This is a genomic window from Anaerobacillus alkalidiazotrophicus, assembly GCF_001866055.1.
On sequence record NZ_MLQS01000001.1, the window covers coordinates 1,077,178 to 1,095,842 of the forward strand.

General features: G+C 34.1%; 19 protein-coding genes. 14 read left to right on the forward strand and 5 right to left on the reverse strand.

Features of this window, described 5'->3' with window-relative positions; genetic code table 11:
• The first annotated feature begins 72 nt into the window (after nt 1–72).
• The 9 genes from BKP45_RS05190 (at nt 73) to BKP45_RS05230 (ending at nt 8,238) form a co-directional block, all read left to right on the forward strand.
• Nucleotides 73–399, forward strand: a complete 327-nt coding sequence (locus BKP45_RS05190; RefSeq protein ID WP_071388643.1) for a PTS lactose/cellobiose transporter subunit IIA — start codon at nt 73–75, stop codon at nt 397–399.
• Nucleotides 396–1,730, forward strand: coding sequence for a 6-phospho-beta-glucosidase (locus BKP45_RS05195; RefSeq protein ID WP_071388644.1), 1,335 nt, complete (start codon nt 396–398; stop codon nt 1,728–1,730). Before BKP45_RS05190 ends, BKP45_RS05195 begins: the two co-directional genes overlap by 4 nt.
• A 638-nt stretch (nt 1,731–2,368) precedes the next feature.
• A complete protein-coding gene (locus BKP45_RS05200) occupies nt 2,369–2,674 on the forward strand; it encodes a PTS sugar transporter subunit IIB (RefSeq protein ID WP_071308624.1) in 306 nt (101 codons plus the stop codon).
• Nucleotides 2,675–2,804: 130 nt separating this feature from the next.
• On the forward strand, nt 2,805–4,139 hold the full coding sequence (gene celB / locus BKP45_RS05205; protein ID WP_071388645.1) for a PTS cellobiose transporter subunit IIC: 1,335 nt from the start codon (nt 2,805–2,807) through the stop codon (nt 4,137–4,139).
• Nucleotides 4,140–4,527: 388 nt separating this feature from the next.
• The gene (locus tag BKP45_RS05210; protein WP_071388646.1) at nt 4,528–5,964 is read left to right on the forward strand and encodes a glycoside hydrolase family 1 protein; all 1,437 of its coding nucleotides are present in this window, start codon (nt 4,528–4,530) and stop codon (nt 5,962–5,964) included.
• Between the two features lie 20 nt (nt 5,965–5,984).
• Nucleotides 5,985–6,248: a phosphocarrier protein HPr gene (locus BKP45_RS05215; protein WP_071388647.1), complete on the forward strand. Its 264-nt coding sequence runs from the start codon at nt 5,985–5,987 to the stop codon at nt 6,246–6,248.
• A gap of 106 nt (nt 6,249–6,354) precedes the next feature.
• Nucleotides 6,355–6,864, forward strand: a complete 510-nt coding sequence (locus BKP45_RS05220) for a DMT family transporter (RefSeq protein WP_071388648.1) — start codon at nt 6,355–6,357, stop codon at nt 6,862–6,864.
• A gap of 32 nt (nt 6,865–6,896) precedes the next feature.
• A complete protein-coding gene (locus BKP45_RS05225) occupies nt 6,897–7,673 on the forward strand; it encodes a Cof-type HAD-IIB family hydrolase (RefSeq protein ID WP_071388649.1) in 777 nt (258 codons plus the stop codon).
• A gap of 124 nt (nt 7,674–7,797) precedes the next feature.
• Nucleotides 7,798–8,238, forward strand: a complete 441-nt coding sequence (locus tag BKP45_RS05230; protein WP_071388650.1) for a MarR family winged helix-turn-helix transcriptional regulator — start codon at nt 7,798–7,800, stop codon at nt 8,236–8,238.
• A 192-nt stretch (nt 8,239–8,430) separates the two neighbouring features.
• On the opposite strand, the gene BKP45_RS05235 is transcribed toward BKP45_RS05230, so the two are convergent.
• Nucleotides 8,431–11,019, reverse strand: coding sequence for a CBS domain-containing protein (locus BKP45_RS05235; RefSeq protein ID WP_071388651.1), 2,589 nt, complete (start codon nt 11,017–11,019; stop codon nt 8,431–8,433).
• A 387-nt stretch (nt 11,020–11,406) separates the two neighbouring features.
• Between BKP45_RS05235 and BKP45_RS05240 the strand changes: the two genes are divergently transcribed.
• Nucleotides 11,407–11,715 (forward strand): AraC family ligand binding domain-containing protein, encoded by a 309-nt coding sequence (locus BKP45_RS05240; RefSeq protein ID WP_071388652.1) that lies wholly within the window; start codon nt 11,407–11,409, stop codon nt 11,713–11,715.
• Nucleotides 11,716–11,742: 27 nt separating this feature from the next.
• On the opposite strand, the gene pssA is transcribed toward BKP45_RS05240, so the two are convergent.
• Entirely contained in the window at nt 11,743–12,282 is a 540-nt protein-coding gene (gene pssA / locus BKP45_RS05245) for a CDP-diacylglycerol--serine O-phosphatidyltransferase (RefSeq protein WP_071388653.1), read from the reverse strand.
• 239 nt (nt 12,283–12,521) lie between these two features.
• Here pssA and BKP45_RS05250 point away from each other — a divergent pair, with 239 nt between their 5' ends.
• The 4 genes from BKP45_RS05250 to BKP45_RS05265 all read left to right on the forward strand — a co-directional run bounded on the left by BKP45_RS05250 (nt 12,522) and on the right by BKP45_RS05265 (nt 17,567).
• Nucleotides 12,522–13,307 (forward strand): phosphatidylserine decarboxylase, encoded by a 786-nt coding sequence (locus tag BKP45_RS05250; RefSeq protein ID WP_071388654.1) that lies wholly within the window; start codon nt 12,522–12,524, stop codon nt 13,305–13,307.
• Nucleotides 13,308–13,502: 195 nt separating this feature from the next.
• Nucleotides 13,503–14,630, forward strand: coding sequence for a CdaR family transcriptional regulator (locus BKP45_RS05255; RefSeq protein WP_071388655.1), 1,128 nt, complete (start codon nt 13,503–13,505; stop codon nt 14,628–14,630).
• Between the two features lie 163 nt (nt 14,631–14,793).
• Nucleotides 14,794–16,206, forward strand: a complete 1,413-nt coding sequence (glcD, locus tag BKP45_RS05260; protein ID WP_071388656.1) for a glycolate oxidase subunit GlcD — start codon at nt 14,794–14,796, stop codon at nt 16,204–16,206.
• The gene (locus BKP45_RS05265; protein WP_071388657.1) at nt 16,203–17,567 is read left to right on the forward strand and encodes a (Fe-S)-binding protein; all 1,365 of its coding nucleotides are present in this window, start codon (nt 16,203–16,205) and stop codon (nt 17,565–17,567) included. Before glcD ends, BKP45_RS05265 begins: the two co-directional genes overlap by 4 nt.
• A 4-nt stretch (nt 17,568–17,571) precedes the next feature.
• On the opposite strand, the gene mnhG is transcribed toward BKP45_RS05265, so the two are convergent.
• The 3 genes from mnhG to BKP45_RS05280 are packed head-to-tail and all read right to left on the reverse strand — an operon-like array spanning nt 17,572 to nt 18,663.
• A complete protein-coding gene (mnhG, locus tag BKP45_RS05270) occupies nt 17,572–17,925 on the reverse strand; it encodes a monovalent cation/H(+) antiporter subunit G (RefSeq protein ID WP_071388658.1) in 354 nt (117 codons plus the stop codon).
• Entirely contained in the window at nt 17,906–18,187 is a 282-nt protein-coding gene (locus BKP45_RS05275) for a Na(+)/H(+) antiporter subunit F1 (protein WP_071388659.1), read from the reverse strand. The genes mnhG and BKP45_RS05275 overlap by 20 nt, the downstream gene beginning before the upstream one ends.
• A complete protein-coding gene (locus BKP45_RS05280) occupies nt 18,187–18,663 on the reverse strand; it encodes a Na+/H+ antiporter subunit E (protein ID WP_071388660.1) in 477 nt (158 codons plus the stop codon). The genes BKP45_RS05275 and BKP45_RS05280 overlap by 1 nt, the downstream gene beginning before the upstream one ends.
• Between the last annotated feature and the right edge of the window lie 2 nt (nt 18,664–18,665).

Here is an 18,665-nt window from a genome sequence, read left to right on the forward strand (position 1 = left end):
TGGGAGAGTTAGCCACACTGGATAATAAAAAATATCGATGTAAAAAAAGATATAGATTGGAGAGGAAATATTATGATAAATGAAGAGTTAATTTTTCAATTGATTTTACATGCCGGGAATGGGAAAAGTTCAGCAATGGAAGCATTACAAGCGGCAAAACAAGGTGAGTTTGTGGAAGCAAGAGAAAAACTAAAACAAGCAGGGCAAGAGTTAAATGAAGCCCACCATATACAAACATCTCTTATTCAAGGTGAGATAAGAGGCGAAAAAACAGAAATTTCATTACTGATGATCCATGCACAAGATCACTTAATGAATGCGATCACTGTAAAAGATTTAGCAGCAGAAATTATTGATTTAAATGAACTTGTGAAATCTAATGGAGGTGTAAGATCTTGAGTAATACAAAAGGATTAAAAATCGCAACAATTGGTGGGGGCTCTAGTTACACACCAGAATTAGTAGAAGGCTTTATTAAACGTTATGATGAACTACCAATTCGCGAACTTTGGTTAGTAGATATTGAAGCTGGGAAAGAAAAAATGGAGATCGTTGGAAACTTAGCAAAACGTATGATTGAAAAAGCTGGTTTACCAATTGATGTTCACTTAACACTAGATCGTCGCGCAGCTTTAAAAGATGCAGACTTCGTTACTACACAATTCCGTGTCGGTCTATTAGAAGCTCGTGCTAAAGACGAAAGAATTCCTCTTAAGTATGGTGTTCTTGGTCAAGAGACTAATGGCCCTGGTGGATTATTTAAAGGATTACGTACGATCCCAGTAATTCTAGATATTTGTAAAGATATAGAAGAGTTATGTCCGAACGCATGGTTAATTAACTTCACAAATCCAGCAGGTATGGTAACGGAAGCGGTCCTACGTTACTCAAACATTAAAAAAGTAGTCGGATTATGTAATGTTCCAATCGGAATCGAGATGGGAATTGCAAAACTATTAGATGTGGATCATTCTCGTATCCGTATTGACTTTGCTGGATTAAACCATATGGTTTATGGGTTAGATGTGTATGTTGATGGCGTAAGTGTTAAAGATGAAGTGATTGAGAAGTTAACAGATCCTGCGAACAGCAGTTTCGTTAAAAATATTGAAGGGATTGGTTGGGAGCCAGAGTTCATTAAAGCACTTGGTGTACTAACTTGCCCTTACCACATGTACTATTACAAAACGAGACAAATGCTTGAAAAAGACATGAAAAACGCTGATGGCGAAGGAACTCGTGCAGAAGTTGTGCAAAAATTAGAGAAAGAATTATTCGAACTTTACAAAGATCCGAATTTAGCTATTAAACCACCTCAACTTGAAAAGCGCGGTGGAGCTTACTATTCTGATGCAGCTGTACGTTTAATTACGTCAATTTACACGGACAAACGTGACATTCAACCGGTTAACACGATTAACAACGGCGCAATTGCTAGTATTCCTGCAGATTCGGCTGTTGAAGTTAGCTGTGTCATCACAAAAGATGGTCCAAAACCTATTTCTATGGGTGACCTTCCAGTTCCAGTTCGCGGACTTGTTCAACAGATTAAATCATTTGAGCGTATTGGAGCAGAGGCTGCTGTAACAGGTGACTACAACACGGCTGTTTTAGCGATGACCATTAATCCACTAAGTCCATCTGATACGATCGCAAAACAAATCGTAGATGAAATGCTGGAAGCTCACAAAGAGCATTTACCACAGTTTTTTAAAAAAGTTGAAGCGTAAAAAGTATGGTTCTAGTGATAATTTGCTAGAACCATATTTTTTAAGCTAAAAAGAGTAGTTCTCACATGGTATCTAGCCCAGTTAACTCGAATTGAAAAGATCAGATCTAGACAAAAAGGTCTAAGAGCTGAACGCAGTGTATATGTTTATTTTTACGGGTAAAATTGACTACACCTTTCTATTCAGTAAGAATACATAAGGTATAAATTTCAATTCGCTAGCATAGCGCCCCACCCAAGGCCATCGTCAATTCAACGCGAATTATTTTCACGCGACTCAAGTTATGACTTAACTTTCTACTTGAAATACATCTCTGAATGACTTCCGACTGCTTTACCCCTGCGATTCTCGTCCACAAAAAATGGTTCGAGGAGGTCAACGTCGAGCTATGCTAGAAGACTAATATAATCTTGTAAGCGCAATCAACCTTTTCCGTTACCTAAAGGAAAAAAGTTGAGTTTATATGAAAGCGCTTTTACTATAAGATGTAATTAAGCAACAGGAAACAAAAAAGAACAGAAAAAACATGTAGGGTTTAAAAAATATTCTACATAATTTTTATTCTCTAAGTTGAAAGTTGCTTACTAATTATTTTTTATGAAATTATTTATATAACTATTACTTAGGAGGAATTTAGAATGAATATTTTATTATGTTGTGCGGCAGGAATGTCTACGAGTTTACTAGTTACAAAAATGGAAAAAGCAGCGGCTGAACAAGGTTTAGAAACAAAAATTTGGGCAGTAAGCGCAGATACTGTACCAAACGAAATTGATAAAGCAGATATATTATTGTTGGGGCCTCAAGTTCGTTACCTTTTAAACCAAATGAAAAAATATGAAACTGAGAAAAACATTCCAGTTGATGTTATTAACCCAGTTCATTATGGAACTTGTAACGGTGCGGAAGTAATAAAATCAGTACAACAACTTTTAGCAAAATAAATAAAAAAGACTCCTTGGTGTAGGCGGCAACCTTAACCCAAGGAGTTCCAAATCTAAGAACAAGATTTGAGCGTAATTATATCATAATTTTTTATTAAATACCAATACAAAATGGTAGGAGTTGAACTAAATGAGTAAAGTAAATACATTTTTAGAAAATAAAGTAATGCCAGTAGCAGGTAAGGTAGCAGGTCAACGTCACTTAAACGCCTTACGTGATGGAATTATATTAACAATGCCACTTATCATCGTCGGATCGCTGTTCCTAATTTTAGCGTTCTTACCAATCCCAGGTTATGCTGACTTTATGGCTGGAGTTTTCGGAGATCAGTGGATGTCAAAATTACTTTACCCTGTTGGAGTAACGTTTGACATTATGGCGTTAATTGCCTGCTTCGGTATCGCTTATCGACTTGCTGAAAGATATGGAATTGATGCTCTTTCCTCAGGGGCGATTGCCATTTCATCGTTCTTATTAGCAACCCCATTTCAAATTTCATTTACACCAGAAGGTGCAGCTGAAGCTGTTCAAGTAGGTGGAGGTATTCCGTTAGCACTAATGGGAAGCCAAGGTTTATTCGTAGCAATGCTTATAGCTATTTTTTCAACAGAAATTTATCGTTATATCGTATCAAAAGATATCGTTATTAAAATGCCAGATGGTGTACCACCAGCGGTAGCAAAGTCATTCGTCGCGTTAATTCCAGGATTTATTGTCATTACATCAATTTGGCTAGTAAGAATTTTTGTAGAAATGACATCTTTCGGAAGTATTCATGCACTTGTAACACAAATCGTAGGTGCACCACTTACTTTAGTAGGTGGAAGCTTAATTGGTAACTTATTCGTCGTATTTTTCGCCATGTTATTATGGAGTGTTGGATTACACGGTATGAACATTGTAAGTGGTGTAATGGCACCAATCTGGATGGGTGCGATGGATGAAAACCGTATTGCATTCCAAGCAGGTGAAGAATTACCAAACATCTTTACAACACAATTTATTGAAATGATGAACGTTGGTGGAAGTGGAGCTACTTTTGCATTAGTAATTATGATGCTTTTATGGGCACGAAGTCAGCAGATCAAGCAATTAGGAAGGTTAGCAGCGGGCCCAGGTGCATTTAATATTAACGAACCAATTATTTTCGGTATGCCGATTGTAATGAACCCGTTATTAATCCTTCCGTTTATTCTTACACCATTAGTAACAGTAATTGTAACCTATTTTGCAATGTCATTAGGTATTGTTGCGAAGCCAGCCGGTATCGCAGTTCCATGGACAACACCACCAATTTTACACGGATATTTAATCACAGGTGGAAATATATCAGGAGCAATCATGCAAGCGGTTAATATTTTAATTGCCTTTGCGATTTGGTTACCATTCTTCAAGATCTTTGATAAGCAAAAAGTAAGAGAAGAAGGCGGTTTTTCATCACCTGATGAAAAGAAAGTAGGTTAAGCTTTCAATTATGGTTCTAGTAAAGTTTACTAGAACCATAATTTTTTTACATGTTAGGAATACATTAACTGAATAAATGAGCTGAAAAATGTTGTTTTTCGAGTTAATTAAGATTTCGGTTTTATTAAAATGAAAATCGTGAAACATCATGTTACATCACTGAAACATATAACTATTTACGTTATTAAATACATTGTTCGATTACTATATATACATTTTGTGTGAATCTAATTAAACTGAAACTAGAAGTGCTACATTAAAATAACGTAATGAAAGGTTTCTATTTGCACTAAAAATGTATTGAATTTGTTTATTTTTAAAAGCTATGTAACGAGTTGCTTTCATTAATTATGATATTTCTCAAAAATAATAATTAGGAGTGTCTATTATGATACATAAAAAGCTAAAACCATTTCCAGACAATTTTTTATGGGGCGCAGCATCTGCATCCTATCAAGTTGAAGGTGCTTGGAATGTTGATGGGAAAGGTCCTTCCAACTGGGACGAGTTTGTACGTATCCCTGGAAAAACGTTTAAAGGTACTAATGGAGACGTGGCTGTAGATCATTACCACCGTTACCAAGAAGATGTACAATTAATGGCAGAAATGGGGATGAAGACGTACCGTTTTTCGGTTGCTTGGGCTCGTATTTTCCCAAATGGAAAGGGTGAAGTGAATGAAAAGGGCTTACAGTTTTACGATAATCTTATAAATGAATTAATAAAATATGAAATTGAACCAATATTAACAATATACCATTGGGACTTACCTCAAGCGTTGCAAGATGATTATGGTGGTTGGGAATCACGAAATATCATAGAAGATTTTACAAACTATAGTGTAACGTTGTTCAAAAGGTTTGGAGATCGCGTGAAATATTGGGTTAGCTTAAATGAACAAAATATTTTTACAATGTTGGGGTACAAAACGGCATTACACCCACCTGGAGTAAAAGATGACAAATTATTTTATCAAGTAAATCATCATGCTAATTTGGCAAATGCAAGTGTAATTAAAGAATTTCGTAAGTATGTTCCTGACGGGAAGATTGGTCCTAGTTTTGCTTATGCACCAGCATATACATTTTCCTCAAAGCCTGAAGATATCCTTGCTATGGAAAATGCGGAAGAATTTAATTCACATTGGTGGATGGATGTTTATGCTTGGGGGCACTATCCAAAAGCTACATGGAATTATCTTGAAAAAAATGGCTTGGCTCCAAGCGTTGAAGAAGGAGACTTTCAATTATTAAAAGAAGGTAAGCCTGATTTCATGGGTGTTAATTATTATCGAACAATGACTTATGAAAAAAATCCTTTAGACGGAGTAACAGAAGGTCATTTTAATACATCCGGTAAAAAAGGGACTTCAGAGGATACAGGAATTCAAGGCGTATTTAAAACTATTAAAAATCCAAATCTTGAAGCTACAAACTGGGACTGGGAGATAGATCCAACAGGTCTAAGAATTGGTTTACGTAGAATTACAAATAGATACCAATTACCAATATTAATTAGCGAAAATGGATTAGGCGAATACGATACGCTAGAAGAAAACGATTTTGTTAATGATGATTATCGAATTGACTATATAAAAAGTCATCTAATAGCAGTCCAGGAAGCAATTACTGATGGCGTAGAAATGATTGGATATTGTGTTTGGTCATTTACTGATCTACTAAGCTGGTTGAACGGTTATCAAAAACGTTACGGTTTTGTATATGTTGATCGTGATGAAGAAGATGAAAAAGAGTTAAGACGTATAAAAAAGAAAAGTTATCATTGGTATAAAGTAGTTATTGAAACAAATGGAGAAAGTTTATAACATTTAGGAGGCAATAAAAAATGGCACAAAAATCATATACTATCACTGATGAAACAGGAATTCATGCAAGACCAGCTACAATGTTGGTAAATACGGCAACTAAGTTTAATTCAAATGTTTCACTTGAGTATAACGGGAAAAAAGTAAATTTAAAATCAATTATGGGTGTAATGTCTTTAGGAATCGGTAAAGGAGCAGAAATAACAATTATTACTGAAGGTGATGATGCAAATGAGGCCTTAGAAGCAATTAATAAGATTATTACAAGTGGACTTGGAGAGTAATCAAATAGGTAAAGAATTTTAATAAAACTATTTATACAAACATAATTTTCCCCTCACTATAGCGATCTCTTGTGAGGGGGTTTTATTACGAGAAAGGAGGGTATTTATGTATATTGTTTATTTAACGATGGCTTTATTAGGAGGGTTATTAATAAGTGTTCATGGTATAGTGAATAGTGTTGGAGCTAAAGTAATAGGTTTGCCAGCAGTGATTGTATTATATTCTGTTATTCAAGCAATTCCCGCTCTTATTTATATTCTTATCAAACAACCTTCCCTAGGATTAACCGCTACCCTTGTACAAGGGTTTAAATGGTATTTAATATCAGGGTTAATAGGGGTAACGATTGTATCAATTGTGACTTTATCCATTTCTAATATTGGTGCACTTACAGCTTTTGTATTAGTTGTTTTAGGGCAAGTAATAGGTGCAGCCATTGCTGATCACTTCGGTTTATTTGGTACTGAAGTTAAACCATTAAATGTTATGCGCCTTATCAGTATAGTAGTTATCGTTGCAGGGGTAGGCTTATTAATTAAGTCAGAATCAGTGGAAAAGAAAAACACAAGTAAAGATAATAATGTTATTATAGTTGAAGCAGATAACGTTTCATAGATTCCTATAATATGAAAAGCGAGGTATTATTAATGAATCAACAGATCATCTTTTTTGACATAGACGGTACACTACTTGATCACGAAAAGCAATTACCAGCTTCTACAAAGTATGCAGTGAAAGAACTAAAAGAAAAAGGTTATGAGGTAATTATCGCAACAGGTCGTGCACCCTATTTATTTAAAGAATTAAGAGAAGAACTAGATATTAATTCTTATGTTAGTTTAAATGGCCAATATGTTGTTGTAAATAATGAAGTAATATTTAAAAATCCATTAGAAAAAAATGCATTAAAATCGTTCTCGGAATTCGCTTTGAAAAATAATCATCCTGTTGTTTATCAATCTCATGAAGGTATGAAAACAACAACTGATCTTCATCCTGGATTAGAAGAATGTGTTCAATCGCTACAATGTTATTATCCAGAAATTGATCCTATGTATTTAGAAGGACGCGATATTTACCAATCATGGATTCTTTGTAATGAAGAAGAAGAAAGTTCTTACAAAGGAATGTTTGATAAATTTGAGTTTATCCGATGGCATGAAAAGGCAATGGATGTATTACCAATTGGTGGATCAAAGGCTAGAGGAATCCGAGCTGTAATCGACCATTTAGGTGTACATGAAGACGATATTTATGCATTTGGTGATGGGTTAAATGATATTGAAATGCTTAAGTTTGTTAAACATAGTGTAGCTATGGGAAATGCACCTGAGGCTGTTAAGAAGGTTGCAAAGCACGTGACGAAACATGTTGATGATGACGGTATTGTTCATGGACTTGAGCTAGTAGGCTTATTAAAATAACAAAAAAGGGTGCAGATTTCTATTTGCATCCTTTTTACATAATTTTCTATTAGCAATTGACAGATTTTTTACTATCCTTTATAATTATCTTGGTTCCAAGATAAAAACGTAAGGTATGATATTAATGAAAATAGATACAAATGACTTATCGCTAAAACTTTTTATTGTTTTATCGCGTGCAACTAGAGCGATTAATGATCTTATTGAAGATGATATTAAAACATATGGACTAAATCCAACTGAATTTGCAGTTTTAGAATTGCTTTATCATAAAGGTGACCAGCAAATTCAACAAATTGGAAAGAAAGTATTACTGTCAAGTGGTAGTATTACGTATGTAGTAGATAAATTAGAAAAAAAGAACCTCATTTTGAGAAAAGCTTGTCCTAAAGATCGCAGAGTAACTTATGCTGTTATTACAGAAGCTGGAACAAAACTGATGGATGAAATCTTCCCTCAACACAAGGGAGCGATAAAAAAAATATTTAGCGGACTAGATGAAGAAGAAAAGTTAGAAGTTATACAGTTACTAAAAAAACTTGGTTTCCATGCAAAAGGACTTTAAAAAATAATATTATCAAAAATACGAAAGAGAATGGCACTCCATTGCTTGTCAACTCTTTCGTATTTTTGTATTTATAAATTTTGAACTTGGATTGATGTCTAGCTTAGACTCATGTGCTTAAGGTATTTTAGTTTTCTTACGTTTGTATTTTCTAAATTATTGAAATTTACGTAAGTAGACTTCGTTATGATTCTAATAATTTTCTTTTATCAATAAAATGGCTTCTTCTTTAGATGAAACTTTTTTATCTAAATAATCACATTCAACTTGTTGTAAAATTTTTGAATAAATTGGACCTGGATTTATATTTAAAGATTTAAGATCGTTCCCATTGATAATTTTTGGAATCGCTTGTCTTTGTATCAAATACCTTGTTATATTTTCTACAATCTCGTTTGGGAATTGCATTAATATTGTAAAACATAATATTGACTCTATTCGGTAATTCTTTAACCTATGATGAAGGGAGCCACTAGTATTATTTTTTGAAAAATGATACTTTCCTTCTAGTAATGCTTTTATTTCTTCTATTGTTTTTATGTTTTCGTTGTTAAGTGTAAACATGTTAACTTGCTCGAAACCACTATCATGTTTTGAGAACAATAGAACTAAATAGCAAATCCAAGCTTGACTTACGTTTGTTTGAGGATTAGTCAATTGTTTAGAAACATTATCAAGAATTAGTTTGAAATTTTTTATTTGCTTTATCATACTACTATCATAGCTGTTAACGGTAATTAAAAAGTTAAGAACTCCTATTTCATCTAGACGGTTGAGTGATTCTATTGGGTGTTTTTCGCTTAGTAGTTTACTTAGTTCATAGGCAAGTCTTGGTTTTGAAGTTAATCTAATTTTATCAACTGAAGTTTGTGCTAAATCAAATGTTTGCTCATCCATTTCAAAACCGAAGCGTTGCTCAAAACGCACAGCTCTTAAGATCCTAGTAGGGTCTTCAACAAAACTAAGATTGTATAATGTTCTTATTTTTTTTTGAGATATGTCTTGATAACCATGAAAAAGGTCGATTAAATCCCCGAATTTGTCTTTGTTTAATTGGATAGCCATTGCATTGATTGTAAAGTCTCTACGATACAGATCTTCTCTCAAGCCAGATAAACGAACAGTCGGTAAAGCTGCAGGGAAATCATAATATTCAGTTCTAGCTGATGTAATATCTACTTTTAATCCGGAGGGAAGTCTCCACGTAGCCGTACCAAATTTCTCATGTACCCGAACACCTCCACCGATTTCTTGAGCTAACTTGCTAGCAAAGGCAGTTCCATCTCCTTCAACTACAACATCAACATCCTCATTTCTCCTGCCAAGGATTAAATCTCTAACAATGCCACCTACCAAAAAAACGGGATAATTCATCTTGTCAGCTAAATTTGCAATTTTTGTTAGTAATTCAATAATATCTCTAGGAAGTAGTGAATTCATTCTTTCTATTAGTGAAACCTCTATCTTAGGAGCATTGTTTTTGTAATCTCTGTTTTTATTTCCATAAAGAAATTCAATGACATTTGTTCTTGTAACAATTCCAATAAGTTCATTATTTTCTAGCACAGGAAGACGGCCTATATTTTTATTTATCATTATTTTTTGGATTTCTTCGACGACTGTTGAAGAATGTACTGTAATGGGCCTTGTACTCATATAACCTTTTACAGGAGCATGTCCTAAACCATGATGCTTTGCTTTATCAATATCTCTTCTAGAAATAACTCCAACTAACTTATTTTCATCAACCACAGGAAAACCCGTATGGCCGTACCTAAGTACCATTTTAGTAGCTTCATCAATAGTAGTAGCTGAAGAAATAAATTTAACAGGGCTCGACATAATATCTTTTGCCATAACAGCAGGTTGAACAGTTTCACGAATACTCTTTCTAATAATGTCTAATACATGAGCAATATTGTAGTTCTTAACCATTGCAGAAGCTGCTTTTTTGTGTCCGTTACCACTAAAATGTTTAATGATAGGTAATATAGTAACTCGATTACTAGAAGAGCGACCAACGATAAAAATACGTTTCCCCATTTCAACTACAAAGATTAATGCATCTGTTCCAGTCATTTCCATTGCTTTATTAGCTAAAAGTGAAAGGCCACCAGTATATTCATTTTGTTGATGGTAAGCAATGAGAATAGTTACTCCTTCATAGTAATGTTCTTCACTTTTTTGAATAAGTGAATGAAATAATTTCTGATTATGTTCATTTAGTGGTGTATTAGTGTACTTTGAAATTATATGAAGGTTTGCCCCATGCTCTAAAAGGTAGCTTCCTGCCTTTAAATCTCTAGATGTAGTAGTCAAATATGTAAACGAACCGGTGTCTGTATAAAGACCAAGAGCAAAAATAGTTGCTTCAAAAGCTGTAATAGTAATATTTTTCATTTTTATTTTCTCTAGCAGTAGAGTAATGGTGGCCCCAACTTCCTCTATCGTTGTTTCGTTAGAAATTACATTGTGTTCAGTCGGTTGATGATGGTCATAGACGATAAAATTAACTTTTTCACCATTTATAAAGTTATTTATTTCCCCAATTCTCTTTAAAGAGGCAGTATCAACCATGATAACTTCAGATACATTTTCCCAATTAATTTGATTAGGAGAGTAATATTTAATTGAATCACGATATAGGGCTAAAAATTGTTCAACGGACTTACCTTGCTTTGTTGGTAAAATCACCTTAGCTAGTGGGTATAATTTTTTTGCCGCTAGCATGGAAGCAAGGCCATCAAAGTCTAAATTTACATGTGATATTATAACTTGCAAGAGAAAAGCCTCCTAATTATTCTACTTTTATCCCACTCTTAAGGGGCAGTAAGACCTCCACCTCAAAACTTAAGAAAATCGAGAAGTTTAGGTGGGGGATTAACTGTCCCTAAAGGTCCGATAAGTTGAACTAACAATCAGTGGGGGATGAAGGAAAACCCCACTAATTGAAGTTCAGCTTTATAAATTAGTTTATCAAATAATAAATAGTATTGGTACTGCGTGAAAAGAAGAAGGGTATACACAAATGGAAAAGTGGCATTTTAAAGAAGCTAAAAGAGTTTGTGACTGTTATCACTGAAATAAGGTTATTTTCAGTGTACGTTATAAATACTAGTAGACAAGTTATTTAAAGTTTTAAATTAAACATAGAAAAGGGGAAATAAAATGAAAGTTGTAAACTACCCAAGTCTTTACGAGACAGCAATTTCAAAACGTATGTTACATGAATTTAATCACGGAATTGTTATGAACTTACAGCTAAAAAAAGGTGAGAAAATTCCAAGGCATTTAGCTCCATGTGAGGCAATTATCATCATTACTGATGGAGAAGTTTATTTCCGCAGTGGGAAATCAGAAGAAATATTGAAACCAGGTATATTAGCGACAATGGAAGTGGAAGATGATCATGAATTTGAAGCTATTGAAAACTCTAGTATTGTTGTTGTAAAAGTGAATGGAAAAAATAACCTTTAACCGTTAAAACTCCCTTTTTAGGGAGTTTTATACTTTTTTTACTTTAAATGTGCTAATCATCAGTATTGATAATGATAGGATAATAAACATAAAGATTGGACCAGAAATAGTGTCTACAAGCAAAAAGCTGATTGTAAGTAAGCATCCACCAGCAGTAATAGGTAATCCAATAAAATAACCTTTATGTTCTGAAATGTTAAACCTAGCTAAACGAATAGCGCCACAGGCGATAAATATTATAGTAAAAATAGCTCCAGGTGTACCAAAGTCAAATAAAATAGCTGAATATAAGAGTAGAGCAGGTGCCACACCAAATGAAATTAAATCACTTAATGAATCGAGTTGTTTTCCTAAATCAGAAGTGATGTTTAGTTTTCTGGCTACGATACCATCAAATCGGTCAAAAATAGCAGCTAAGCAGATAAAAAAAAGACTCATATATAAATCGCCTTGAAGTACAAATAATATAGAAAATGCTCCCAAACTTAAATTAATGATTGTAAGTAAGTTTGCAGTTTGATTTCTGATTCTTTTTATCGTTTGGTCTAGGTGTTGAAGAATTACCAAATTCATCACTCCTTATTAAAATCTAACAAATATAGATAAAAATGTTAGTTACTTAAAATATAATGATATCATAACTATGATGAAATGAGTTTGTTTTTTATATAATTTTTTATGACCTATAAATGTATCGATAAAAAAGTTAAAATGTAATTGTATCTTATTACTATTGCAATCTTAGTGGCGAGAATAATAAGCTTTGAAATCATTAACTAAAAATTTAATTTTTTGGAGGCAACAAAGTGAAAAAGGCTATTTATCAATCATTAATAGAATTATCAAGTAATCGTATCAATTCTTTTTTATTAAAATCTTTTACGAAGTCAAAAATGAGTAAAGTAATAAATAAATCATTTGTAAAAGTATTTAATATTGATGAAACCGAAATGGAGAAACCTTTGCATCAATATTCTAGTTTACAGGAATTATTTATTAGAAACTTAAAAGAACATGCAAGAACCATTGATCCACATCCGAATAGTATGGTTAGCCCTGTAGATGGAATTTTAGCTGATGTCGGTAAAATTACCGAACACTGTACATTTCATGTCAAAAGTCAAGACTATAGCTTAACGGAGATGCTTGGAAATCCTCATAGAGCTGAGAAATATAAAGAAGGTACTTATATCATTTTATACTTAAGTCCTAGTCATTATCACCGAATACATACACCATTTACAGGAACGATCGTAGGTAGATGGGCATTAGGTAATAAGTCATATCCGGTAAATGAATTAGGGTTAAGGCTAGGGAAAAAACCATTATCAAGAAACTATCGTTTAATCACAGAAGTTAAAATGAGCAATAACAAGCATTATTCATTAGTTAAAGTAGGAGCAATGAATGTTAATAGCATTCATCCAACACATACTAAGACTGAAATAATAAAAGGTGACGAAATGGCTTATTTTACTTTTGGTTCAACGGTTATTTTGCTATTTGAAAAAGACACCATTCAACTTGAGGAGAAAATTAAAGCGCCAATAGATGTAAAAGTTGGTATGAAAATTGGTTCTATAACAAAGTAATTTAATGAATTTCATCATTTATTATTCTTACTACTAAAAATCTATATCTAGTTACGGTGGCCGTTCGTATTTACTTATAGATTTTTTATCCGGTTTGTTTTGGTAATTATGAAATTCACTCAATAAATAACGTATAGAACATGTAAACTGCAGCTATTAAAGCGAAAGACCTATACAAGAAGGGTGTTGAAGCTGTTGAAGCTACTTTCCGGGTTAGCTCAGAGAATTGTTAATGAGGTTACAGATATTTTATCTGGAGAAGTCATTGTTGTTAATGATAATGGTCTTATTATTGCTGGTAGTGACCAAAAACGAGTAGGAAAATTTCATGAAGGTGCACTCGTTGCTGTAAAAAGAAAAGAGACAATAATGATATCAAAAGAAGACGTTTTTCAACTTAAAGGCGTAAAAGCAGGTATAAATTTACCAATTATTTTTCATAACAAAGCAATTGGTGTGATTGGTATTACTGGTGAGCCCAAAGATATTGTTCAATTTGGGGAATTAATACAGCGGATGACAGAATTAATTATTCAAGAGGCACATTCGCATGAAAAGTTAGAATTGAAATATCGTGGTCTAGAAACATATGTTTATGAATGGCTTCATCTCCAATATATGGATGATGATTTTAGAGAACGAGGGGAAATCTTAGGTATTTCTATGGATATGCCTCGCTGTTGTTCATTATTTGAAATTGATCGTAAACAATTTCAAGAAAACCAATTAATTGAGAGAGAAGCAATTGAATTATTTAGAGAGTTATTTCCAAGTGAGACGCAAGATGTACTTGCCCAGTGGGGAAGTGGAAGGTTTGTTCTCCTTAAAGTGATTTCTAACAATAATTTTAAGGAAAGTGTCATATCAATTGTTAAGTCTACTCAAACCATCATGAAAGAGAAATACGGAATAAACCTGAATGTTGGAATTGGGACAAGAGTAAATGAACCAGCCATGTTACAAAGTTCCTATCATCAAGCAAAAAAAGCACTTCGTGTAGCTAAAAAAAATGGTTCATTTGTTTGTTATGATGATTTAACACTAGATGTGGCATTGGCGGAAATTACTGATGAAACTAGAAAAGAGTTTGTTGAGAAAGTATTAGCTATCTTACTGAGAGAGAAAGAGCTTTTAGAGACTTTAGAGGCTTATTTGGAAACGAATCTTTCCATTAAGGAAACCTCTAAACGGCTTCATATACATATAAATACACTTCATTATCGTTTGAAACGTATTTGTGAGTTGACTGGTTTATCATTGAAAGAAACCCAAAATCTAGTAACGTTTTATATTGCACTTTCTTTTTGGAATGAACTTAGATGAAAATACAAAAAACTGTGAACAAATGCTCATATCTTTGTATGAGTACCCATAGAAAGAAAGCGCTTTAATCAACTATAATGAACCTACGATGATAAAATCTTGCACTAAAAAGTCTAAGTATAGTAAAAATCTGCTATAAATATGACTATAGGGGGATGCATAAATGATTAGTCAAGAAGCCAAAAGGAAGTTTTTAGGAATCGTAGGGGAGAAAAATTATCTTGATTCAAAGCAAAGTTTAGTTGCATATTCATACGATGCAACTCCAAATTATCAAGCACTTCCAGATGCAGTTGTAAAGCCAAGAAATACACAAGAAGTTTCTGAGATTGTCAAAGTATGTTACGAATATAAAATACCAATTGTACCTAGAGGAAATGCAACGAACCTGTGTGCGGGAACCTGTCCCCTTGAAGGTGGTATTGTCCTAATTTTTAACCATATGAATCAAATTTTAGAAATTGATGAGGAAAACTTAACCGTAACAGTTCAACCAGGATTAATTACATTAGATATGATCAATGCTGTAGAAGCAAAAGGCTTGTTCTATCCACCAGATCCAAGTTCAATGAAGATTTCTACAATTGGTGGGAATATCAATGAGTGTTCAGGTGGTTTACGTGGCTTAAAATATGGTGTAACACGTGATTATGTAATTGCCTTAGAAACTGTATTGCCAAATGGAAATATTATTCGTACTGGTGGTAAACTTGCAAAAGATGTTGCTGGCTACGATTTTACTAGATTAATGGTTGGTTCTGAAGGTACCCTAGGGGTTATTACAGAAGCTACGTTTAAACTTATACCGATGCCGGAAGCAAAAAAGACAATGCTAGCTCTTTACGATAGTCTTGAGTCAGCTGGACGTACAGTATCAAAAATCATTGCTAACAAAATTATCCCTACCACGCTAGAGTTTTTAGACCAACCAACGATACGGGTAGTGGAAGATTTCGCAAAGATAGGCTTACCAACAGATGTAGGTGCAGTACTACTAATTGAGCAAGATGGTCCAATAGAAGTGGTAGAAAAGGATATTAATAGAATCGCTGAAATTTGTGAAGAAGAAAAAGCTTTGTCTGTTCAAGTTGCACAGACTGTAGAAGAAGGAACAGCATTGACAACTGCTAGACGTTCAGCTCTTTCGGCATTAGCAAGATTGAAACCTACAACGATTTTAGAAGATGCAACAGTACCTCGTTCGAAAATTGCGGAAATGGTACGTGAGATTGAAGAAATTGCAAAGAGAAATAATGTTCAAATTTGTACGTTTGGACATGCAGGTGATGGAAATCTTCACCCAACATGTATGACAGATGCTCGTGATAAAGAAGAAATGCATCGTGTGGAAATAGCTTTCGAAGAAATCTTTGAAAAAGCAATTGAATTAGGTGGAACCATTACAGGAGAGCACGGAGTAGGTGTGATGAAATCTCCATATCTTGCTTGGAAGCTTGGAGAAGAAGGCGTAGAAGCAATGAAAACTCTTAAATTGGCATTTGACCCTAATAATATCATGAATCCTGGAAAAATGTTTGCAAAAGAATCGCGTAAACGGGTGGTGGTAACTCGATGAGCACAGCAAAAGAAAAAAGACAGCAAGAATTAGCCATCGATATGAAGCAAGGAATGGATTATGATGAGCTAATTAATTGTATGAGATGTGGCTTCTGTTTACCTGCTTGTCCAACCTATCGTGAATCTGGTGGAAATGAAGCGGCTTCACCTCGTGGAAGAATTGCGTTAATGAAAGCTGTAGTTGATGGAATTATGGAACCGGATGAGGATTTTGAGAAACAACTTAGTCAATGTTTAGGTTGCCGTGCCTGTGAACCAGCTTGTCCATCTGGAATGAAGTACGGGTTTCTATTGGAAAATGCCCGTGATATCATTCAAAAGAAGAAAAAGCATAGTATGCCCGTAAGGTTACTACGTAGTATTGTATTTAATGAATTATTTCCAAAACCAAATCGAATGAGAACGGTAAGTACGTTGCTTTGGTTTTATCAGAATAGTGGAATTCAAAAAATTGCTCAAACTACAAATTTAACAAAGATTGCACCAGGTAATTTATCAGTTATGGAGCGTGTACTCCCTAAAATCCCACACCCTAGTAAACTGAAAAGTCGTCCAACACAGGTAAAAGCAGAGGGACAAGTGAAGAAGAAGGTAGCTTTCTTTTCTGGATGTTTAATGGACACGATGTTTATGGATACAAATAACTCGACCTTATTTATCTTAAGTAAGTCTAATTGTGAAATAGTTATTCCAAAAAAGCAAAATTGTTGTGGGGCATTACATGCTCATAGTGGTGAAAAAGATGGTGCTAAACAATTAGCTAAAGAGAATATTCTAGCGTTTGAAAATGTACATGCAGATTATATTATTTCGAACGCTGGTGGCTGTGGTGCATTATTAGTTGATTATAGTCACTTACTTAAGGATGACCCAGAATGGGCTGATCGTGCCAAAGTATTTTCTGCAAAAGTAAAGGATATTTCTGAAGTATTATTTGAAGTTGGTATGCCAAAAATGATACTAGATAATCAGATTGTTACTTATCAAGACTCTTGCCATCTTCGTAATGTTATGGGTACGTTTAGTGCGCCAAGGAAATTAATTCAATCTATTGAAGGTGTCACATATTCGGAAATGAAAGACGCTGATCGGTGTTGTGGATCTGCTGGTGTGTACAATATTATTGAACAAGAAATGTCGATGCAAATTTTGGATGTGAAAATGCACGAAGTAAAAGCAACGAAGGCAAGAACACTTGTAACAGCCAATCCTGGTTGCTTACTACAAATGAAGTTAGGAATAGAGCGTGCAGGGTTACAAAAAGATGTCCGAGCAGTTCATATTGTTGATCTTTTAGCGGAAGCGATTAGAAAAGCGGAAGAAAATTTGAATAATTTAAATAAAGGAAAAAAAATCTAGATCATTAAGATCTAGATTTTTTTCCTTTATTTAATGCTTTTTTTAAGTCGTCCTGAACACTTTGATCCCATAACTTGACTCCAACGTTATAAGCTGATCGTGAAATCATGAAACCTGCAACTGGTGCAGTTAAGAAAACAAAGATAATGGTTAACAATATTTTTCCGCTGAAAATGCCTTCAATCAATTGGAAATAGAGATATACAGCTAACATGATACATATAACCCCTAGTGTCGCGCTTTTTGTTGCTGCATGAAGGCGTCCATATACGTCTGGGAACCTTAGTATCCCTATTGCTCCTAGAAGGCTTAAAAAGCCGCCTAGGATGATGAGGATGCTAACGATGATCTCGATCAAAGACCACACCCCCCTCGATAAATTTCGCAAAAGCGATTGAGCCAATAAATGCTAAGATAGCAATAACTAAAATAACATCTGCATAAGCAAGGGTATTTTGAATAATCATCACAATCCCAATTATTCCTATTAACGTAATCCCAATTGTATCTAGCGCGACAACGCGGTCAGACATTGTTGGCCCCTTAACAACACGGATAAAACAAACAAAAATAGAGAACGACATGATAATAAGCGCAATGGTTAAAGATGTTTCTAACACTATTGTGTCACCTCCATAATCGCTTTCTCAAAAGTATTATGGATTTGTTTAATCATCTCTTCTTTATCTGGTACATGAATAGAATGAACGAAAATGGTTTTACCGTCATCTGAAAAGTTCATTGATAGAGTACCAGGTGTTAATGAGATTAAGCTTGATAGCAAGGTTACTTCCCAATCTGTTTTTAATTTTGTTGGTACTGCAACGATCCCAGGTTGAATATCTAGTTTTGGACTCAATACGATTTTAACCATCTCAATATTTGCTAAAATTAGCTCCCATAAAAACATAGAAATAAGTTTAAAAATCGCAATAACTCGTCGGAAGTAAAAGTTAAATTGTAAGAAACGTCTTAGGACAAATAGAAGTCCCAATCCAACAACATATCCAATTAAAAATTCTACGGGGGAGAAGTCCTGCCTAAGTAACATCCAGATAATCGCTAAACCAATATTTAATAAAATTTGAAATGCCATGG

Coding starts and splice junctions, on each gene's coding strand:
- BKP45_RS05190 (WP_071388643.1), top strand. CDS start 73: ATGATAAATGAAGAGTTAATTTTTCAATTGATTTTACATGCCGGGAAT.
- BKP45_RS05200 (WP_071308624.1), top strand. CDS start 2,369: ATGAATATTTTATTATGTTGTGCGGCAGGAATGTCTACGAGTTTACTA.
- celB (WP_071388645.1), top strand. CDS start 2,805: ATGAGTAAAGTAAATACATTTTTAGAAAATAAAGTAATGCCAGTAGCA.
- BKP45_RS05210 (WP_071388646.1), top strand. CDS start 4,528: ATGATACATAAAAAGCTAAAACCATTTCCAGACAATTTTTTATGGGGC.
- BKP45_RS05215 (WP_071388647.1), top strand. CDS start 5,985: ATGGCACAAAAATCATATACTATCACTGATGAAACAGGAATTCATGCA.
- BKP45_RS05220 (WP_071388648.1), top strand. CDS start 6,355: ATGTATATTGTTTATTTAACGATGGCTTTATTAGGAGGGTTATTAATA.
- BKP45_RS05225 (WP_071388649.1), top strand. CDS start 6,897: ATGAATCAACAGATCATCTTTTTTGACATAGACGGTACACTACTTGAT.
- BKP45_RS05230 (WP_071388650.1), top strand. CDS start 7,798: ATGAAAATAGATACAAATGACTTATCGCTAAAACTTTTTATTGTTTTA.
- BKP45_RS05240 (WP_071388652.1), top strand. CDS start 11,407: ATGAAAGTTGTAAACTACCCAAGTCTTTACGAGACAGCAATTTCAAAA.
- glcD (WP_071388656.1), top strand. CDS start 14,794: ATGATTAGTCAAGAAGCCAAAAGGAAGTTTTTAGGAATCGTAGGGGAG.
- BKP45_RS05265 (WP_071388657.1), top strand. CDS start 16,203: ATGAGCACAGCAAAAGAAAAAAGACAGCAAGAATTAGCCATCGATATG.
- BKP45_RS05280 (WP_071388660.1), bottom strand. CDS start 18,663: ATGGCATTTCAAATTTTATTAAATATTGGTTTAGCGATTATCTGGATG.